At 65.9% G+C, this 17,028-nt stretch carries 10 protein-coding genes and 1 pseudogene; 7 read left to right on the top strand and 4 right to left on the bottom strand.

Annotated elements, in window-relative coordinates; all coding sequences use genetic code 11:
- Window positions 1-182: 182 nt before the first annotated feature.
- Window positions 183-1,541 carry a recombinase family protein gene (locus tag AB0I21_RS08605; RefSeq protein ID WP_360559732.1) on the bottom strand — a complete coding sequence of 453 codons (1,359 nt, stop codon included), beginning with the start codon at window positions 1,539-1,541 and terminating at the stop codon, window positions 183-185.
- Between the two features lie 238 nt (window positions 1,542-1,779).
- Between AB0I21_RS08605 and AB0I21_RS08600 the strand changes: the two genes are divergently transcribed.
- Window positions 1,780-2,400, top strand: coding sequence for a DUF6308 family protein (locus AB0I21_RS08600; protein ID WP_360559731.1), 621 nt, complete (start codon window positions 1,780-1,782; stop codon window positions 2,398-2,400).
- Between the two features lie 53 nt (window positions 2,401-2,453).
- Here AB0I21_RS08600 and AB0I21_RS08595 read toward each other — a convergent pair whose 3' ends face one another.
- Both AB0I21_RS08595 and AB0I21_RS08590 read right to left on the bottom strand, forming a co-directional pair.
- On the bottom strand, window positions 2,454-3,017 hold the full coding sequence (locus AB0I21_RS08595) for a hypothetical protein (protein ID WP_360559730.1): 564 nt from the start codon (window positions 3,015-3,017) through the stop codon (window positions 2,454-2,456).
- A 54-nt stretch (window positions 3,018-3,071) separates the two neighbouring features.
- Window positions 3,072-3,713, bottom strand: a complete 642-nt coding sequence (locus tag AB0I21_RS08590) for a DUF6461 domain-containing protein (RefSeq protein ID WP_360559729.1) — start codon at window positions 3,711-3,713, stop codon at window positions 3,072-3,074.
- Window positions 3,714-4,110: 397 nt separating this feature from the next.
- Between AB0I21_RS08590 and AB0I21_RS08585 the strand changes: the two are divergent.
- The 3 genes and pseudogenes from AB0I21_RS08585 to AB0I21_RS08575 all read left to right on the top strand — a co-directional run.
- A pseudogene (locus AB0I21_RS08585) lies at window positions 4,111-4,335 on the top strand (glycosyltransferase); the annotation flags it as partial.
- A 410-nt stretch (window positions 4,336-4,745) separates the two neighbouring features.
- A complete protein-coding gene (locus AB0I21_RS08580) occupies window positions 4,746-4,937 on the top strand; it encodes a hypothetical protein (RefSeq protein ID WP_360559728.1) in 192 nt (63 codons plus the stop codon).
- 619 nt (window positions 4,938-5,556) lie between these two features.
- Window positions 5,557-6,192 carry a hypothetical protein gene (locus tag AB0I21_RS08575; RefSeq protein WP_360559727.1) on the top strand — a complete coding sequence of 212 codons (636 nt, stop codon included), beginning with the start codon at window positions 5,557-5,559 and terminating at the stop codon, window positions 6,190-6,192.
- A gap of 56 nt (window positions 6,193-6,248) precedes the next feature.
- On the opposite strand, the gene AB0I21_RS08570 is transcribed toward AB0I21_RS08575, so the two are convergent.
- Window positions 6,249-13,529, bottom strand: coding sequence for a polymorphic toxin-type HINT domain-containing protein (locus tag AB0I21_RS08570; protein WP_360559726.1), 7,281 nt, complete (start codon window positions 13,527-13,529; stop codon window positions 6,249-6,251).
- Window positions 13,530-15,167: 1,638 nt separating this feature from the next.
- Between AB0I21_RS08570 and AB0I21_RS08565 the strand changes: the two genes are divergently transcribed.
- The 3 genes from AB0I21_RS08565 to AB0I21_RS08555 form a co-directional block, all read left to right on the top strand.
- Window positions 15,168-15,560: a hypothetical protein gene (locus tag AB0I21_RS08565; protein WP_360559725.1), complete on the top strand. Its 393-nt coding sequence runs from the start codon at window positions 15,168-15,170 to the stop codon at window positions 15,558-15,560.
- Entirely contained in the window at window positions 15,557-16,936 is a 1,380-nt protein-coding gene (locus tag AB0I21_RS08560) for a hypothetical protein (RefSeq protein WP_360559724.1), read from the top strand. Before AB0I21_RS08565 ends, AB0I21_RS08560 begins: the two co-directional genes overlap by 4 nt.
- A partial coding sequence (locus AB0I21_RS08555) for a glycosyltransferase (protein ID WP_162189887.1) occupies window positions 16,936-17,028 on the top strand: 93 nt, incomplete at its 3' end. The genes AB0I21_RS08560 and AB0I21_RS08555, both read left to right, overlap by 1 nt.

The raw sequence follows: 17,028 nt of genomic DNA, 5'->3' as shown, positions 1-17,028 counted from the left end.
ATCCAATCCACGAGTCGAACCACGACCACAGAATGAGTCACCGTCCACACGCTTGAAGGAACGACTCTTCGTCGATATGGTCGAACGCATGCATCCCTGCTTCTTGCAGGGATGCTATGGGTGGGGGTTCACATCCCCCTTCGACACGTACCCCCACCCGCAGGCATTTGCGGGTAAAGCGGTCATAGCGGTTGCAGTGAGCAACCCGTCTCGGTGCAACGCACCATGAGCCGTTCACGGCGGAGATGTTCGGCGAGAGCTGCCGGAGCCAGCTCCATGACGGCAAGCAGGTCACGGATGATCACCAACATCCGGTCTTCCCGCACGTACAGGTTTCTCGGACGCCCATGCTGTGGCCGAGCGCTCGTATGGCCGTGTCGGCAGCGATACGCCGCACGCCCGTGCGACCAGCACGGGTCCAGCACCCGTCGGCATCGGCCGCAGCGCAGCAGGCCCACGAACAGGTAGTGATGGACTGGAGCGTCAGGCGTGGCGGCCGCGGCAAGTCGCTGGACAGCGACGAAGTCGCTCTCGGACACCAGCGCGGGATGCACGACCCGAGTGGAGATCACCCAATCGTCGGTGCCCGTCCATCGCTGTACCCTCGACGGGCCCGGAAGGTGCGGCGGAGTGTGCTGCGCCGGCTGACGGTTCCACACCTGCCGGCCCGTGTACTTCGCATTCCCTAGAATCGCCCGAACCGTGGTCAGCATCCATCCATTGCCCGCCCGGTGCCGGTTCCGGCTGGGATCAGCCTGCGACGGACACGGCACACCAGAACGGTTCAGCTCAGCGGCGATACCCGACACGCTGCATCCGAGTAACCGCTGGGCGAAGATCCACTGTACGGTCGGCGCGGTCACCGGGTCCGGGTCGTAGCGTTGCAGCCGCCGGCCCCATTTCGCGTGCATCGGATTCGGATGCGGGCCCGCGTCAATCAGCCGATAACCGAACAACGGCCGGCCGCCCAGGAACCGGCCCTCGTCACGTGCCTGCGCTCGCATCGCGGTCAGCGCCCGGAACCGCGCCCGCAGCACCTCCCGCTTCGACTGGGCACCGAGCAGCATCATCAACGCCTGATGCGACGCCTGGCTCAGGTCGACGGGACCGTTCGCCTCCGGCAGCCACAACCGGACTCCGGCAGCATCCAGCAACGGCAGCACCGTCAACGCCTGATCACCGAAGAACGCCCGCTCGTACTCCCCCACCACCACCGCATCGAACCCACGCGCAGGATCCGCGAGGCACTGCAGCAACCTGGCGGCCTGGGGCCGGTCCCGCCACGGCAACCGCCGGCTGCGATCCGCATCGAAGAACTCCGCCACGATGACGCCATGACCGGCGACGAGTTCATCCGCCGCATCCCGCTGCCATCGCCTCGACGACGCCCGCTCCTGGAAGTCCGCCGTCGACACGCGCCCGTAGAACGCGAACCGCAAGCCACCGGCTTGGTCCGGCCGCCGACGGCGGTCCTGCACCGCGGGACGCGACTGGTCCAGCCAGGACGCCAGAAGATCAACGTTGCCCCGGTCTTCACCCACTCCGAGCCACCACCTTCATCGACAGCCGACATCACAGCCTGCCCATTGCCGTCCACAAATGCAGACGTCGACTTGACACTCGGCCGCATCCGCGCCGCATCGTGCGCGAGCACGTTGATCGCGGTTGGTGTGCTCGGGAGTATTTCCGGCGGACACGGTCGATTTGGGACCGCGTCATGGGTCCGCTCTGGTCGCCCACGCCCCGGAGCCCTCCGCCTCGTGCACTACCTTGGATTCCATGGCGACTCGAGAGCCCGACTGGTCTGTGGTTGAACGTTTGATCGCCGCGCCGGCACACGCGAGGAGTCTGCTGTCGGAGTACTTCCGCGATGTCGACTGGTCCGGCGAGGTTGGCTACACGGGCTCATGGTTTGAGCGGTTCGACGGTGGCGGTGACCGACACGGAGTCGCCAACCGATTCACTGCCGCAGACATGACGGCCGTGACCATGCTCGGCGTTGAGGTGCCCGCCCGCGTGGCGTGGCAGCTCGTCAGCGACGAGACGGGCCGCTTTGGACAACTCTTGGCTTGCATCCCCACCGACCTTGACCTGGTAGCCGCCCCTGACACCTCGACGTGCCTCGAGCTCTGGGACTCGATCCGACCGCTGCACGACGTCGGACGGACGATCACCTCAAAGCTGCTTGCCCGCAAACGACCACGCCTCGTGCCGATTCAAGACGCCGTGACCATGAGGGCACTGGGCGATCCAACGGTGTTCTGGGAACCGCTCCACCGCCGGCTACAGGACGGTCTGCACGGCCAGCTTGTTGAACTCGCCGCAGCTGTCCACGGTGTTCCGGCCGGGACGAGCGCCCTCCGAATTCTGGACGTCCTGCTTTGGATGGAGCATCACTGACCACATAGCCGCGCGCCCGGACAGCGGCAGCAGCACGCATTCGATCTTGGTCGTTATGATCGGTTCGGCTCAGCACGTTCGGCGCCCACGACGCCGTCAGGTTCCCGGGGTGTCGGGTCGTCCTGCTCGGTGGCGGCATCGGCCGTGATGCTGCGCCCGATGAAGTCAGCAAACTCGTCTGGATGAGCCAGCGGCAAAATCATCCAGTGGAGATCCTGCGACGAGTCAACCGGCGCGCCGTCGAGGGCGTCCTGCTGGCGCGTATGGTCCTCGATTAGCTGCATCTCGATGGCCTGGGCGGCTAGGACGACAAGGTCCGGCACTCCTTCGGCACCAGCCTCTAGCGGAGACAGGATGACGTCGTCGCGGTCAACGTAGAAGCCTGCCTGTTTGTCGAGGTTGCGTTGCCGGGCGGCCGACTCGAACGCTACGGCAGCGGATACTCCGTGCTCGGCCGGATCGACAAGCAGACCGGCGCCCTCGCGGCCACGAGCGGGACCGGGATCACCAGCATCACGGGTATCGCATCGGACAACACGAAGCTGTACCTGCCACGGTCGAACAGCGGCGGTGCACTGGTGCAGACCTTCCAGTAACGAATCCAGCAACGACAGCACCGTCCGCGGGCCAACTTTTCGGAGCCCGCGGACGGTGCTGTGTGCTCCACCGGCTCAGCGTCCCTCGTCCGGGAGGGGTCTGAGAACGATCGACGGGTGCTGCTCGTAGAGCTGGTCCGGACTCAGACGGACGCCGGTGCGGCGTTCGACGACCGCGAGCATCTCCGCGAGCCAGTCGTCGCCGTCGGCGAGGTCGTCCGAGGCGCTGTTGCGGATGACCTCGCCCAGCGTCAGCAAGTTTCGCAGGTCCTCGTCGAGTGCCGCCGGATCGGCGCCGGTGAGCCGGTCCGGGAAGTGGCTGTGCAGGTAGGTGACGACCTCGCCGTGGGCGGCGTAGGCGAGGTACCGCTTGCCGAGGACGTTCCAGCAGGCGCTGTGGACCGTGGCCGCCTCGCTGAGGCGGGACAGCACCACGTCGCGGGTGCCCTGGTATCCGCCGACCTCGATCATTGACACCGCCGGGCCGGTCTGCACCAGGAATACCAGCTCGTCTCCGCCCGTCTCGACCTCCCACGCACGGCTCGGCGCACGGGTGACGAGGCCAACGGGGTCGCAGCCGAGCCGGCGGACCACCCGGTCGATGTCGACGGCGTCCGAGGCCGCCGGCTGCACGACGGTCCAGCAGCCGGCGACACCGAACCATTCGTTCTCGCCTCCGATGACGTCGAGGTACGAGCCTGCCAGCTCATCACTCATGGCCAGATTGTCGACGACGTCCGGCTACGACGGGTGCGTTCGGCCGGATTCACCAGACCTCGCCACAGCCGTGTTCGGCAACATCCTGCTGCGCCGGCGCTGCGCCGACGGTGCGCCGAGCTCGACATCGGCCCCGACGGCTGGTTCTGGGCCATCACCGCCCTGCACACCGCCGGCCTCGTCCTGATCTACACCGTCACCCCGTACGACCTGCTCTGGCACCTCCGGACGTCAGTCGACCGGGTCACCATCGTCCTGACCGTCCTGGCCTGCGCCAGCGTCGCCTGCTGGGGGTCACCGCCCTCACCCCGCTGCTCACCGCGATCCGCCCGGCCCCTGCCGCCCAGCCGGACCCACCGGTCCCGGCACCCACACCGACCAACCCGCGGAGCATCTGATGAAGCTGTCGATCCTGATGTCCGGTCTACAAGAGGAGGTCCGCGTCGCCGACGCCGTCAAACAGGCGCTCGACGTGGACTACCCGACCGAGACCGAGCTCGTCATCGTCGACGACGGCAGCCGGGACCGCACCGCCGAGATCCTCAACGGGCTTCACGACAAGCGCCAGATGCCCTGGGTCCGCGGCGTGGCCACCAGGTGGCGACGCCGCAGGTCAAAGAAGGCGGCGGCCAAGGCTGGTTCGGCGGCCATGACCGGGTCTCCGCCGTCGGCGATGCGGCGCAACAGGTCCGCCTGGTGTGGGTGCAGCTTCGGCCACCGGCTCATGTCCCAGGTCTACCGCATCAGCGGTCACGCCGAGACCCGGCAACCCGGACCGAGTCCACGCAGCAACGCAGCGCGACGGTCCTCGACGTGCACTGACGGTGCCGGTTGGTCGGCCTGCGGCCCGGCCGGTGACGGAGATTTCGACCAGGTGTGCGATAACGGCTCTTACGTCAGACAGGTGTGCCACTCCCCCGCGATCGACTACTACGTGCTTTGGGCGCTGATTGAAATCGCGCCCCACGACGCAGCAGGTTGCCGTCGGGTTCGCCGCGCTTGTTCATCACTCGTCCAATATCCATGATTTCGATGGATAGCACTCAGCCTGATGCGGATGCGGTGCCCGACGACTGTCAACACAACCTCGATGTCGACCAGCCGAGCGGCGAGGTCAACGATGGGCAGACCACCGTTGACGGCCGCGGCGAGCCGCCGGTCGACTTCCGCATTGCCAAATGCGGCCTGCCCAGCAGTGCTCGAACTAAACTACTGTCGCGCTAAACTACTGTCGCGCCGCGGCGGCCGGGCCGGACTGCGCCAGGCGGGCCGGCCGGGCCAAATTGGTCGAGATAGTCCGGCCAACGCTCCCCGATGGGTGAGCGGCCGGTCGAGCAGATCATCGCCGCGCTGACCGAACAGAGTCGTCTACCTCGACGCCCCCTTCGACGCGATCAGCGCGCCGACCGACTGGCTGTCGCTACGCCTGCAGCCGGTCCCCGCCTGAGCTGCCGCCCGGCAGCCCACGGCTGAGAAATTCGTTCAGCGTCTCCGAGGAGTCCGCGAGCAACGCCTTGATGGGTCATGCTGAGCGCGGCGGCCCGCTCGCCGTCGCGGCGGATCTTGGCCCGTGCCATGTTCAGCTCGGCCTACATCCCGGTAGGGCGCCCGACAGGGGCACGAGGACTCGAACGCAACTGCCTCCGCATAGACAACTGACATATATTGCACGGATTCACATGGGAGACGAGGTATTTCACGGTTCAGCCGCCGTGTCGCACCGCCGCCATCGGCATCAACAAGGCAGCTCGCCGAATGACGCAAAATATTGCCAACGACGTTGAGGACGCCCAACCCACGGCGAGCTTGCCTCCGCCACAATTGCATGTGAGACAATGGCGCCGTGATCGATCCCAGCAACATCTCACTCTCCAACTTTGTAGCCACGTGGCACGGCCCCGCCACTCGGGACCCGGACCCCGCTCCACCCTCTACCGAATGGCTGCCGCAAGCGTTGCACGAATGGCACTACCTCGCTTCACAGCGAAATTCACCTCTTACGTTTACGACATCAATGATTTCACCACAGGAAATTCGGGCAGGAGTTGACGGCAAGGCGACCTTCATGGTCGACGCAACTGCAGACTGGAGTTGGTCCTTCGACATTCACAATCCCGACGCAGTCTACGAAGCCGAGCGCCATGAAGCCTGGGCGTTAAACCCGGAGCAACTAGCTCAATTCCTGGTTCACAATGCAACACGAGAGGCAATTTACGCGGCGCCGGCCAGGTTGAGCGCCTACTTCTTACCCGATCGAGCGTTGGCGGAGGTCCTCGAGCCCTTAGAAGAGGTCGCCTTCGGGCGCTGGAACTGGCCGGCGCCCGGGTATCGAATCTTCATGGCGGACGACATGCTCGTGGAAATCGTCCACACGAGGGGGGGCTCGGCCTGGGACATAGAAGTGGCAACCCTGAAGACCGAGACCCTGTCTCGCCTTAGAACCATTCCAGATGCAGATTGGCGGACGCCAGGGGCATAAAGAAAGCGCGGCGTCGAGGGCCGCGACTGAAGCCCTCGACGCCGCATCAAAATCGACTACATTCGACTATTTCCCACGTATGGTTCCGACCTGTAAATCCTGGCATCACGCATCATGATGACGACCTGCAAGGTTGCACCTTCAGGCAGCATGTCCCTAATCCTTTCGTCACATACTTCGCACACTTCCCGCTTTGCGGTCTTGCTCCAAAAGTGGACGTAGAGAGTCGCGGTTCGCATGCCGGGGTTGAGTCGCATCAGTGCTGCAACCTGCGCCTCCAGATGATGCTCCCAACCGCGCTTAGTTCCTGGCGCAGGACTATCACGAATGCTTGGGTGAATGTTTCCACTCCCAGATGAGAGCGGATCATCGAACCATCCCAAATTGGTGTGCAGAGCACCGGTAGATCCGCCCGGATACTCGAACCCTTCGGCCGCTTCCGCAGCAAGCGAAAGACCTCTACGCGCCGAACGGTCACACGCAGTGTTGTTGTTGTGCACTAGGACCGGAGTGTCGCCAGCAACCACATAATAGGTGTGGAAGTTGCCGACGGTAAGGTCTCGCATCAGTTTGGCCTGAATGCGACTGTAGACCTTCAGCACGACCATTGTGCGGTGATCAGCGGCGCGGAGACGATCGCCCGGTGTCAGTTCGGCTGCATCGACCCAGTTGTTTGCTGTATCCGACCAGAACGGGTGATGGTCGGTCGTCTCAAGCACGTGGATGTCGCCATCGGAATCCACGACGGCGACATCCGTGAGGTCCGTGTCAAGATTGGCATGCAAAGCGGTTACGGTCTGCGCCTTGGTCTCTGACGTAGCAGCGTCAGTGGCCGTGACAATGTCACCCACGACGATGTCTTTGATCGCCTTTTGAGCGCCGTCGGCCATGAGCACTGCCGTGTCGGGATCAAAGCTGTGACACGTAGACTCCTCGGCATCCTCCTTGGCCTCGGGTCGCGACTCTTCTTCGTTGCGGACCCGCTGCCGCTCTTCCTCTCGAATCTGTCCGCGCTGCTTGCGGAAGTTTAAGGTCTGCTCTTGATCCTCCGCATGCTGCTTCGCCGAAGGGGTATTGTGCCAGTCAACCGTTTTACCCCACTCGTACAGCCTCTGGTCGTATTTCTGCTCTTCAATGGTGCGTTTCTTATTCGGCTGCGAGCCCTTGCCGGGCGGCGGCAAGGGCCGGACCGGGACCTTGACTCCCGCGCCGCTGTACATTGCGCGTTGACCACCGTCGGAGCTTTGCATGAGCCCGCTGGGGTCGCTGTAGGTGACGGGGCTGTGTGCGGCGTAGGCGTAGGCGTTGAAGTGCCTTGGATCGGCAAGGTTCAGTAGCGGGTCGGGGCTGAGGAATACACCGAGGTTGGGGTCGTACTCGCGGGCGCCGACGTCGAGCAGTCCGGTTGAAGTGTTGCTCTGCTTGTTGAGGAAGCCGCGGTCGGTGGGCCAAGCGCCCTGGGTGGCGCGGTCGGCGCCGTAGGGGGTGTACCAGCGGCGTTGGACGGCGCCTGTGGTGGCGTTGACGGTGAGATTGGTGCTGGCCTGGTGGTCGGCCGCGAGCCAGGACAGCGCGCTGCCGATGCGGACCGCGACGGTGGCGCCGCCATGGTTGTAGTACCGGGTTGCGGTGACGGTGCTGGCGCCAGTGAGTTTGTACTCCTGACCTGCGGCATACAGGGTGGTACCGCCGGGTTCCTTGCGGACGAGCAGGCCACCAACGGCGTTGTAGAGATGGGTGGTCTGCTGGTCGCCGCTTGCGGCATGGACGGTGGCGCTGGCGAACTGGTTTTCGGAGTTGTAGGTGAAGTCGGTGACGACGCCGTTGATGGTGCGCTGTTGTGTGTTGCCGGCGTTGTCGTAGGTCATGGTGTCAGTGCGGGTAGTCGCGCCGGTGTAGGCGACCGAGGTCGCAGCGTGGACGCGCTGCGAGGTTGGACCGGTGGCCGGGTAGGAAAATGTGCGCGAGGTGGTAGCCGTAGCGCTGGTGCGATGGATGTCCGTCGTTCGGCGACCGCTGGTGTCGAAGGTGAACGTGTCCCAGTACGGGTACTTGCCAGAGCCGGTGATGGCGGCAGCGGCCGGGTTGGCGGCGCACGCGTCAACGGCGGTCCAGGCGTCAGTGAGCCGGTGCTGGCTGTCGTAGCGGTAGCACTGGGCTTGGTTGTCGGTGCCGTCGAGGACGCGGGTGATGTCGCCGGTGTGGTTGTAGGTGTAGGTGTCGTTCTGGACGGTGTTGAACTGACCCGGCTGAGCCTGGTTCGGCAGTTTCGAGGTGATGTTGGCGAGCCGGCCGGTGTCGGGTTGGTACGTGTAGTTACGGGTTAACTGGGCAGGGCCGCTGGCGCCGTAGACCCGTTGGTTGAGTTCGCCGTACTCGCTGTATGTGCTGGCGGTGACATAGGGGTCGAGGCCTGCAGAGGTGCTCGGAAGGCCTAGGTTGGTGTACGCGTAGCTGACGGTCTCGGCCGGCATTCCATGCTTGTTGGGGTAGCCGACGGAGGTAAGGTCGCCGAACTCGTTGTAGCCATAGGTCACCTGATAGGCGCCGGCAAGAGCGCCTTGGATCATCGGGATGGTGGTCGTAAGACCGGTGGGCTGGTACCTGGTGGTGTAGCCGTCAACGGTCTCGACGTATTGGTCACCGCCGACCCAGCGGACAGCTTCGTCGAGCAAACCTTTGGCTTTGGCGTCGTAGGTGTAGGAGGCGAGCTTGCCGCCGGTGGTGATTTCACCTGACCAGCGCCGGGTTTCGCGGCCGAGCGCGTCGTACTCGTGGGAGATCTTCTGCTGGCGGCCGTCGATGGTCCAGGTGATCTGGCTGGCCTGGTCGTACTGAATTGCCGTAGTTCCGGCGTCCGGATCGGTTGCCGTGGTAGCTCGGCCGAGCAAATCGTAGGTGGTGCTGTACCTGTTACCTCCGGCGTCTGTCACCGTAGTGAGCGCCCCGAGACGGTTGTAGCTGTAGGTGGTTGTTTCGGGAGTGCCGGTGCCGTTGCTCGTCGGGAACAGCTGCAGCGAGGTGGCGCGGTCGAGGGCGTCGTATGTCACAGCGTTTGCGCCGCCGATCGGCGGGGTGATGACGACCTTGTCCCCGTCATACGCGGTGGTGGCCTGCCACTTCTGCACGTTGGCGGCCCACGCCGAGTCGCTGACGGGCCGGCCAAGGGCATCGTAGGTTGTTCGTTGCTGCAGTTGGACATCGACATCGTTGAAGCTGTGCAGGGTGCCAGTCGGTGTGCCGGCGTTCCACAGCACGCTGTTCTTGACCACGAGTCCCCGAGCGTCGTACTGCGTGTCAGTGATGACCCGTCCTCCGCTCGCGCCGGCGGAAGGCTCGTGGGTCTGTCGCTGACGGAGGAGCCCGTCGTACAACGCGAACGACTCGATCTGGTTGCCGTTCGGGCCAAGGGTCTTCGTCGACACCCAGCTGGGGGCCGTGTACTGCACGGCGTAGCTGTATTCGATGTCCGGCAGGGGGTTCGGCGGCTGAGCGGTCGGCGTGAACGTGATCGACTTGTCGTTGGCGAGCAGGGTCTGGCGGTAGGCGTACTGGGTGGCGACGGTGCCGGACGCGTTTTCCACGCCGATGGTGGCGGAGTTGCCGCGGTCCATGTCGTTGTCGATGCCGCCGTAGTTGAAGGTGATCTTGCCGTCGCTCTCGTTCAGAGTGATGGTGAACGAGACGCGGGTGCTGCGGCCGTACAGGTAGGCCTGGTACCACTCGACGGCGAACTGCCGGTTCGGTGCGGTGCCGCTGGTCCGGGTGTAGACCTGTGAGGTGGCGTCGAGGTTGAGGTCGTCCCAGAACGGGTACAGGGCGGCGTTCGGTGCAGCGGTGTTCGGCAGGGTGGTGGGTGTGTGGTCGGTGGCTTGGCCGGTGAAGGACAGCAGGCCGTTGCTGGACAGGTAGGCGCTGTTGTAGTTGGTGCCGTAGAAGTTGAACGCGAACGGCAGGCTGATCTGGGTGTGACTCTCGTCGCCGGTCAATGCGACGGTGGTCGAGCCGGGTCCGTCGATGTCGGCGAACGGCACCGTCGACGTCGTTGCGGTGTAAGCGGTGGTGGCGCCAACCGAGTTGCGTGGTTGGAACACCTTGGTGAGCCGGCCGAGCGCGTCGTACTTGTTGGTGGTCGTGCGGTTGTTCGGGTCGACGACGCCGAGGGTCTGCCCGCGGGTGAAGCCCACCGTGGCAGTGGTGACGTGTCCGAGCGGGTTGGTGCTGGTGACCGTCGTTGGGGAGGTGCCGGAGGCCGGGGTGTAGGCGATCGTGGTCTTGCGGTCCAGCGCGTCGGAGGTCTCGAGCTCGCGGCCGTACGTGTCGTACGTGGTACCGGAGCTCTTCTGCCAGGTCAGCGCGGTGCCCGATACTGACGAGAGGACGTTGCTGCGGGTGATGAGTCCCTTGGTCGGGGTCGCGCCGACGGCGAGGGTGTCGTACTGCGTCTGCGATCCGGACAGGTAGTTGCCGCCGGACGGTGTCGCCGCGCAGTCCGTGGTGATCGTCTGCGATGGGTAGGCCACCATGAACTTCGTGGTGTCCGGTGTCGCATACGTGGTGGTGGTGCACGTGTCGTCCGTGGCGATGGCTTCGTCGCCGAGGTCGGTGACGAGGGTCCGCAGCCCGTAGGTGTTTTCGTAGCCGTAGGTGCGTTTGGTCCAGCGCCAGGTGTTGCTCGCCGCGATGAACGTGCCGGTTTTGTCGCCTGCAGTTGAGACGCGTTGGGCGCTGACGTTGCCCATCACCCACGGCGCGGACCGGTAGGCGGTCTGCAACTGCTGGGGTGTGCTGATGTGCTTCACCCGTACCGTGGTGCCGTCCATGGTGGACGTTTCGCGGGCCATGCCGCGGTAGGCGGGCAGGTCCGGCATGGCGGTGCTGAGGGAGTCGGTGATGTTGACGGTACGCGTCCCGGTGCCGGTCTTGTCGCCGTGCATGCCGCGGAAGTACAGGGTTTTCGTCTTGGTCTGGGTGCCGCCGACCGGGCCGGTGGTGGCGATGACGGTGCTGTAGCCGGCCCAGTCAGCCCAGGTCCGGTAGGAACCGTTGCCGGCGTCGTTCTTGTCGTATTGCCACAGCACGTACGCGTCGTTGCCGTCCAGCAGGTACGAGTACTCGGTGGAGACGTCGGGGCTGCCGCCGGTGAGGTCCATGTCGGTGACCTTGGTGGCGACGTACTTGTGATACAGGTCCCAGCCGCCGTCGTGGTACTGCGGATAGCACCGGCGCCAGATCTGGTCCCACGGCATGCCGGTCATGTTCGACGGGGTGCACTCCGGCGGGGAGTACTCGACGAGCGTCTGCCCGCCGTACCCGTTGGTGATCAGGGTGAGCCGGTACCGCTTGTACTTGAGTGTGACGTCGTTGACCACGTTGGCGTAGCTGATGCCGCCGAAGTGCGGTGCTGGCAGCGTGATCTGGCTGCCGCCGCCGGTGGTGTCCATGCCGGTGTGGATGATGTCGTCGAACCACATCTGCGTCGGCGAACCGTCACCGGGCACCGGGTAGGCGTGCAGCAGTTCCCACCGGTCGACCTGCCGGTACCCGGGGGTGCCGGTCGGGTCCCACACCTCAGTGGTGACCCACCTCAGTCGCCACGGCGTCCAGAATGTCTGCGTCTTCTCCGTACACGACGGCGCGCCGACGGCGCAGTACTGGTCCCACGGCGTGTCCGGCCAGGCTCCGAAGTTGCCCTGGCACTGCTGGTCATTGGTGAGATTGCAGCGCAGACCGACGTCGAGGCGGACCCGCATTGGCGCGCCGGCGGCTTCCTGCCCGGCGCGGGTGCCGTACTCGACGCGGATCAGTGCGGCGGTGATGTCGTAGGCGTACGTGCTGTTGCTGTTCCAGTGCCCGTAGCTGCCTTCGTACTTCTGGTAGTAGTACGTCAGTGAGTTGCCGCGCGGGTCCACGACGTAGTCGAGGTTCCATCGGTACACCTGGTAACAACCGCTCGTGGACGCGGGGCCGTTCTGGCACGGCTCGCCGGCGTTGTTGCTGTGCACGAGAGCCTTCTGTGCGCTGTTCGTCGGCGCGGTGTCACCGGCGAACCGCTTGTGCAACCCGAAGTGGTACTGGGTGCCGTCCTGGGTCGTGAGCCGCCAGAAGTACCCGTTGAAGTCACCGTTGCCGCGGGTGGTGTCACTGAGCAACTCCATGCGGGAGCCGTCGTCGACCTCGCCGTGCCACTTACCGTCGCTGCCCTTGATCAGCCGTGTCGATCTGCCGCCGAACACCATCGTGAACACGTCGTTGGTCCACCAGCACAGGTCCCCGACCCCGGCGATCCCATCGTCATAGCAGGGCTTGAACGGCCGCTCGATGTAGCCGACGTTCAGGTCCCAGCCTTCACCGATCCACGACGACTGTGGGTTCGTCAGCGCGGTCTTGCCGTCCACCGACCCGGACGAGTACTGCAGCTTCAGGTCCGGTGTCGGGCCACCCAAACTCGGTGGCGCCTGCAACGGGTACGAGTACGTGAACTCGCCACCCTGCGAACCGGCTGCCCACCCGTACGTCGGCGACAACGACGTCGCACCATAGTCCCCACCGGGGCCCGACGACTGCGCCGCCAGCGCGTACACCGTTCCGCCCGACGGCGCCGCTGCCACGGTCTCGTTCTTGGTGTTGGTGGACGTCGCCTTCGACTGCTCGCCCGGCTTCACCGTGCCGGCCGCGACATCGCCGAGCTTCGGCTCCGACGTCTTCGACGTCGCCGACGACGTCAACGCCACCGCAGACTGCGTCACATCCACCGCATCCGCGGAGATCACCCGCGTCTCCGGGTCGTTACTCGTCCCCTCGACCGGGGTCTGCACCTGACACGCCGGCAACTCCGGCGTCGTCAACACACACGCCGGCATCCGCACCAGACGCAACCGACGCCCGTAGTCACCGCCGAACCCGTCGGCGAACCCCGCATAGTCGATGTCCAACGCCACCCGCGACGTGCCCGCCGCACCATCAGCCCGCGCAACGGTGAACAACACACCCCGCACACCCGCCTTGGCGCTCACGTCCTGGCCCGCGACAGCAAGCCGCACCGACCCCGGCGCAGCAGCAGCGGTCTGCGTGCTGCGCGCGTCGCTGGACACCGCGCTGCCCCGCACCACCACCGGCAACCCGCCCGGCTTGCCCTTCCCGGCGGTCACCGTCGCGGTCGCGGCCCGGGCCGCACCCGACGCGGCCGCGTCCACTGGCACGACCGCCTCACCACCGGCCGGCCAGACCGCAGTCGACGCCCATTGCTTCGCCGTGTCCGTCGCCGCCGTTGCCGGCGCCTTCACCGGCACGCTCGAGACCGGTACAGACTTGCCAGCGGCCGGTGCGGCGGGCACTGGCCACGAGGGTGGCTTCGCCGCAGCGGGCAACACCGCCAACCCGGACACGAGCAGAAGGCCGGCCGTCGTCGCAGTCAGCAACCGCGACCGGGACGGCGCCCACCGGCTCCGCCGAGGACCAGACATAGACCGAGCCGACGCCGCCATGAAGCCTCCCCGTGCGCCGAGCCCGCGAGCCGGACATCGACGGACGGGAAGCTACGCGGCGACATGATCGCGACACAAGAGGTCACGACTACAAATCACATAGAGCCACGGGGCACAGGCATCAACGCGGACGACTCAAACTGCTGCAACCTGCGTCGTGACGAAAACAACAGCGATACACCTCATTGCGATGGTTACTGACTGCACATTCAGACAACGGACCGCAAACCGATGCACATTTAACGTATACCGATCTGACCACCGATTCTGGTGGATTCCCCAACAATCGCCGCGATACCGCCGACACCTCGCCGGAAATCGGGGACCCGGCCAACGCCAGCACCCGATGGCCGCCGGCAGGCCTCCTGGCCAGCACTGCAACGACTGTCCCGAGAACGACCGCACCTCATCGATAGACACGCAAGGATTGATCTGATCGATCAACAGAATCGCGCATGCGAAGCCGACAACACGGGAAGACTGCTGTTGCATGACCGCAACTCACACCCCCGGAACAACTTCTCGAGGCCCAGCCAAAGGAGGGTTTGCAACTCGATCGTCCTCCGCGAGACACATTTCGAGCCACCTACACAGAAGGGACGATAGAAGCGATGCCGAACCATGTCAAATTTGGATTCTCGAACGCATTCGGTGACCCGTTCATCGAACGTCGCGTGGCCTCCTGGCTGCTGCTTCACGGAGCTGCAGACCTCGGGCGGCGACCGCACCATACGTGCGATGCCCACAGCGGCAGCATTGAGCGAGCCACATCAACATCACTAGACCAAACACTATTACGTAGTACTGGATAGTTGATGTTACGAACGGGCAGAAGCTGTCGCCCGCAGGTATCAGCAACGTCTGATCGGTTTGGAGTTCGACCTTGAGCAGACCCGGCAGATGATTGGCAGCGGTGGCGCCAGACTTCCGTTGCTGCATCGATTGCCCGGTTTAGCCGCCCCCGCCACTACGGTCCAGGCACGCGGCCGCCCACCAAGCACGGCAGGCCGGTCCAAGCAAGCATGTCCCGCAGACCCGACTGAGTGCATATTCGCCCGGGCCGACGCCCATCCCGGTCCTGGCTCGGCCGCCACAGCAGCGATTGCCACTCCTGGGCAGGTTGTACTCCTCGAGGTGTCCACGTAGGGAACCATCTGTGGTTCGTTTATGGTGCATGCGAAGCACGTGAGTAGCCGGGCTCTGCAACGTGCCCACCGGACACTTGAGCTGGCCTCGCCCGTTAGATGACTGGTCGCGGCACTCCTGCAACACGCACTGCGCTTCGGATTGGCACCAGCCCTCAGCGGAGCGAAGGGCCGGAACGGGGATGGTACTGAACGAGGCGCTGGGACACGCGTATCTTCGGGGTGGATCGCTGACGGCAGGTCCGCGGCCGCGTCGGGCTCTCCGCCCACGTTGCAGCACGTGCCCGCCCGAATTGTGCTGGCCTCTTGCCGACGGCACCGGGCGAGGCCCTAAGGTGTGCCGATGCGCCGACTACCGCCCCTGCAGATCGCCATGAGTCTGCTCGTCGCCGCCGTGTGCGGCGCGGCGCTGCTGCTCGCAGTGCAGCCGGCGGTGCAATCCGGTCGTAAGGGCCTCTACACGGTGCGGACCGGGCACCAGCCGGCGCCCACCAGCATCGAGTACTACGAGCTCATCACGTACCTCAGCGCCGAGCTGCACCGGCAGGTGCCGGCCGGTACCAGGGTCGCCATCGTCGAGGACACCCAGGACCTGCAGCTGCGGCTCATCGAGTTCGCCGTGCTGCACGGTCTCGTTGTCGTCAGCGAGCGCGCCACCGTCAAGGTCTACCTGCACAAGGACCCCGCCGCGCCGCACGGGATGTGGCTCAAGACCGAACAGTTGGCCTCCGCATGATCGACGTCGCCCTGGCCGTGCTCATCCTGATCGTGGCCGGACTGCCGCTCGGGTACGCACTCACCCGCGCCGTGCCGCTCGCCCTCGTCGTCGCCCCCATCGCCGGCGCCGCCGTCGCCACCGCCGCCGTGCTGCTCATGCTGGCCTTCACCGGCCCCCTCGTCGCGTGGTTCATCCCCGTGTACGCGCTGACCTTCGCCCTCGCGTGGCGGCTGCGCCACCGGCCCCGGCTGCCCCTGAGCGGCTGGCGCGACGCGCTGCTGGTGAGCGTGCCGCTCGTACCGCCGCTGCTCCCCCTCGCCGCCAAACCCGTCGGCACCGACGCCCACCTCATCTGGTGGCTGCACGCCGGCTGGTTCACCCACGGCGGCGACTACGCCCGCGAGGCCATCAGCAACCCGATCCTCGGCTTCACCCACCCCGACTACCCGCCGCTGGCCTCCGCGCCCGTCGCGCTCGTCTGGGAACTGCTCGGCATCCGCACCTTCTACCCGGCGCACCTCGTCACCGGGTTCCTCACCTTCTCCGCCATCGCGATGGTCGTGTACGCCGTGCGCGTCGCCACCGCCCGCGGGCCCGCGCTGCTGTCCTGGCCGGCCGCGATCGCCGCCGGGTACGCCGCCTGGACCCCGTTCTGGCGCAGCCCCACCGACGGGTTCAGCGACGCCATGTGCGCCTGCGCGTTCGCCGCCGCCGCCGTGCTCATCCTGTTGGCCCGCCCGGCACCCGGCCAGCTGACCCTCGCGGTCTTCCTCGCCTCCACCGCCGCCCTCATGAAGAACGAAGGCGTCAGCCTCGTCGCCGCCCTCGCCCTGGTCGCCACCGTCAAGTACCGCCGCGAGCTGCGCCGCGCCGCGCCGCTGTGGATCCCACTCGGCGTCACCGCCGTGTGGTCGGTGACCGCCCGCCTGCTGCACGCCAAGACCGACGTCCTCGCCGCCGGCAGCTTCTCCGCCCTCCTGCACGGCGACCCGGCCATCCTCGGCCGCCTGCCCGACATCTACGCCTCATTCACCGACCGCATCGGCTGGCTCGCGGTGCTGACCATCGCCGCCGCCGTGCTCGGCAACGTCCTGCTCCGCCAGCGGCGCGCCGAGCTCGACCTCGGCGCCGACGGCTGGCTCTGGGTCATCGCCGCCCTGCACACCGCCGGCCTCGTCCTGATCTACACCGTCACCCCGTACGACCTGGGCTGGCACCTCAGAACCTCGATCGACCGGGTCACCATCGTCCTGGCCGTCCTCGCCTGCGCCAGCGCCGCCTGCTGGGCCGTCACCGCCCTCACCCCACTGCTCACCGCGATCCGCCCGACCTCCACCGTCCAGCCGGACCCACCGGTCCCGGCCCTCGCACCGACCAACCCCCGGAGCACCTGATGAAGCTGTCGATCCTGATGCCGGTCTACAACGAGGAGGTCCGCGTCGCCGACGCCGTCAAACAGGCGCTCGACGTGGACTACCCGACGGAG

The organism is Dactylosporangium sp. NPDC050588 (assembly GCF_040654975.1).
GTDB classification, from domain to species: Bacteria; Actinomycetota; Actinomycetes; order Mycobacteriales; family Micromonosporaceae; genus Dactylosporangium; species Dactylosporangium maewongense.
The sequence above is the reverse complement of the archived record's forward strand: the minus strand, read 5'-3'. Positions and strand labels throughout refer to the sequence as shown.

Excerpts from the sequence above, each read along its gene's own strand:
- AB0I21_RS08580 (WP_360559728.1), top strand. The coding sequence starts at position 4,746 with ATGGATAGCACTCAGCCTGATGCGGATGCGGTGCCCGACGACTGTCAA.
- AB0I21_RS08600 (WP_360559731.1), top strand. The coding sequence starts at position 1,780 with ATGGCGACTCGAGAGCCCGACTGGTCTGTGGTTGAACGTTTGATCGCC.
- AB0I21_RS08590 (WP_360559729.1), bottom strand. The coding sequence starts at position 3,713 with ATGAGTGATGAGCTGGCAGGCTCGTACCTCGACGTCATCGGAGGCGAG.
- AB0I21_RS08560 (WP_360559724.1), top strand. The coding sequence starts at position 15,557 with ATGATCGACGTCGCCCTGGCCGTGCTCATCCTGATCGTGGCCGGACTG.
- AB0I21_RS08565 (WP_360559725.1), top strand. The coding sequence starts at position 15,168 with ATGCGCCGACTACCGCCCCTGCAGATCGCCATGAGTCTGCTCGTCGCC.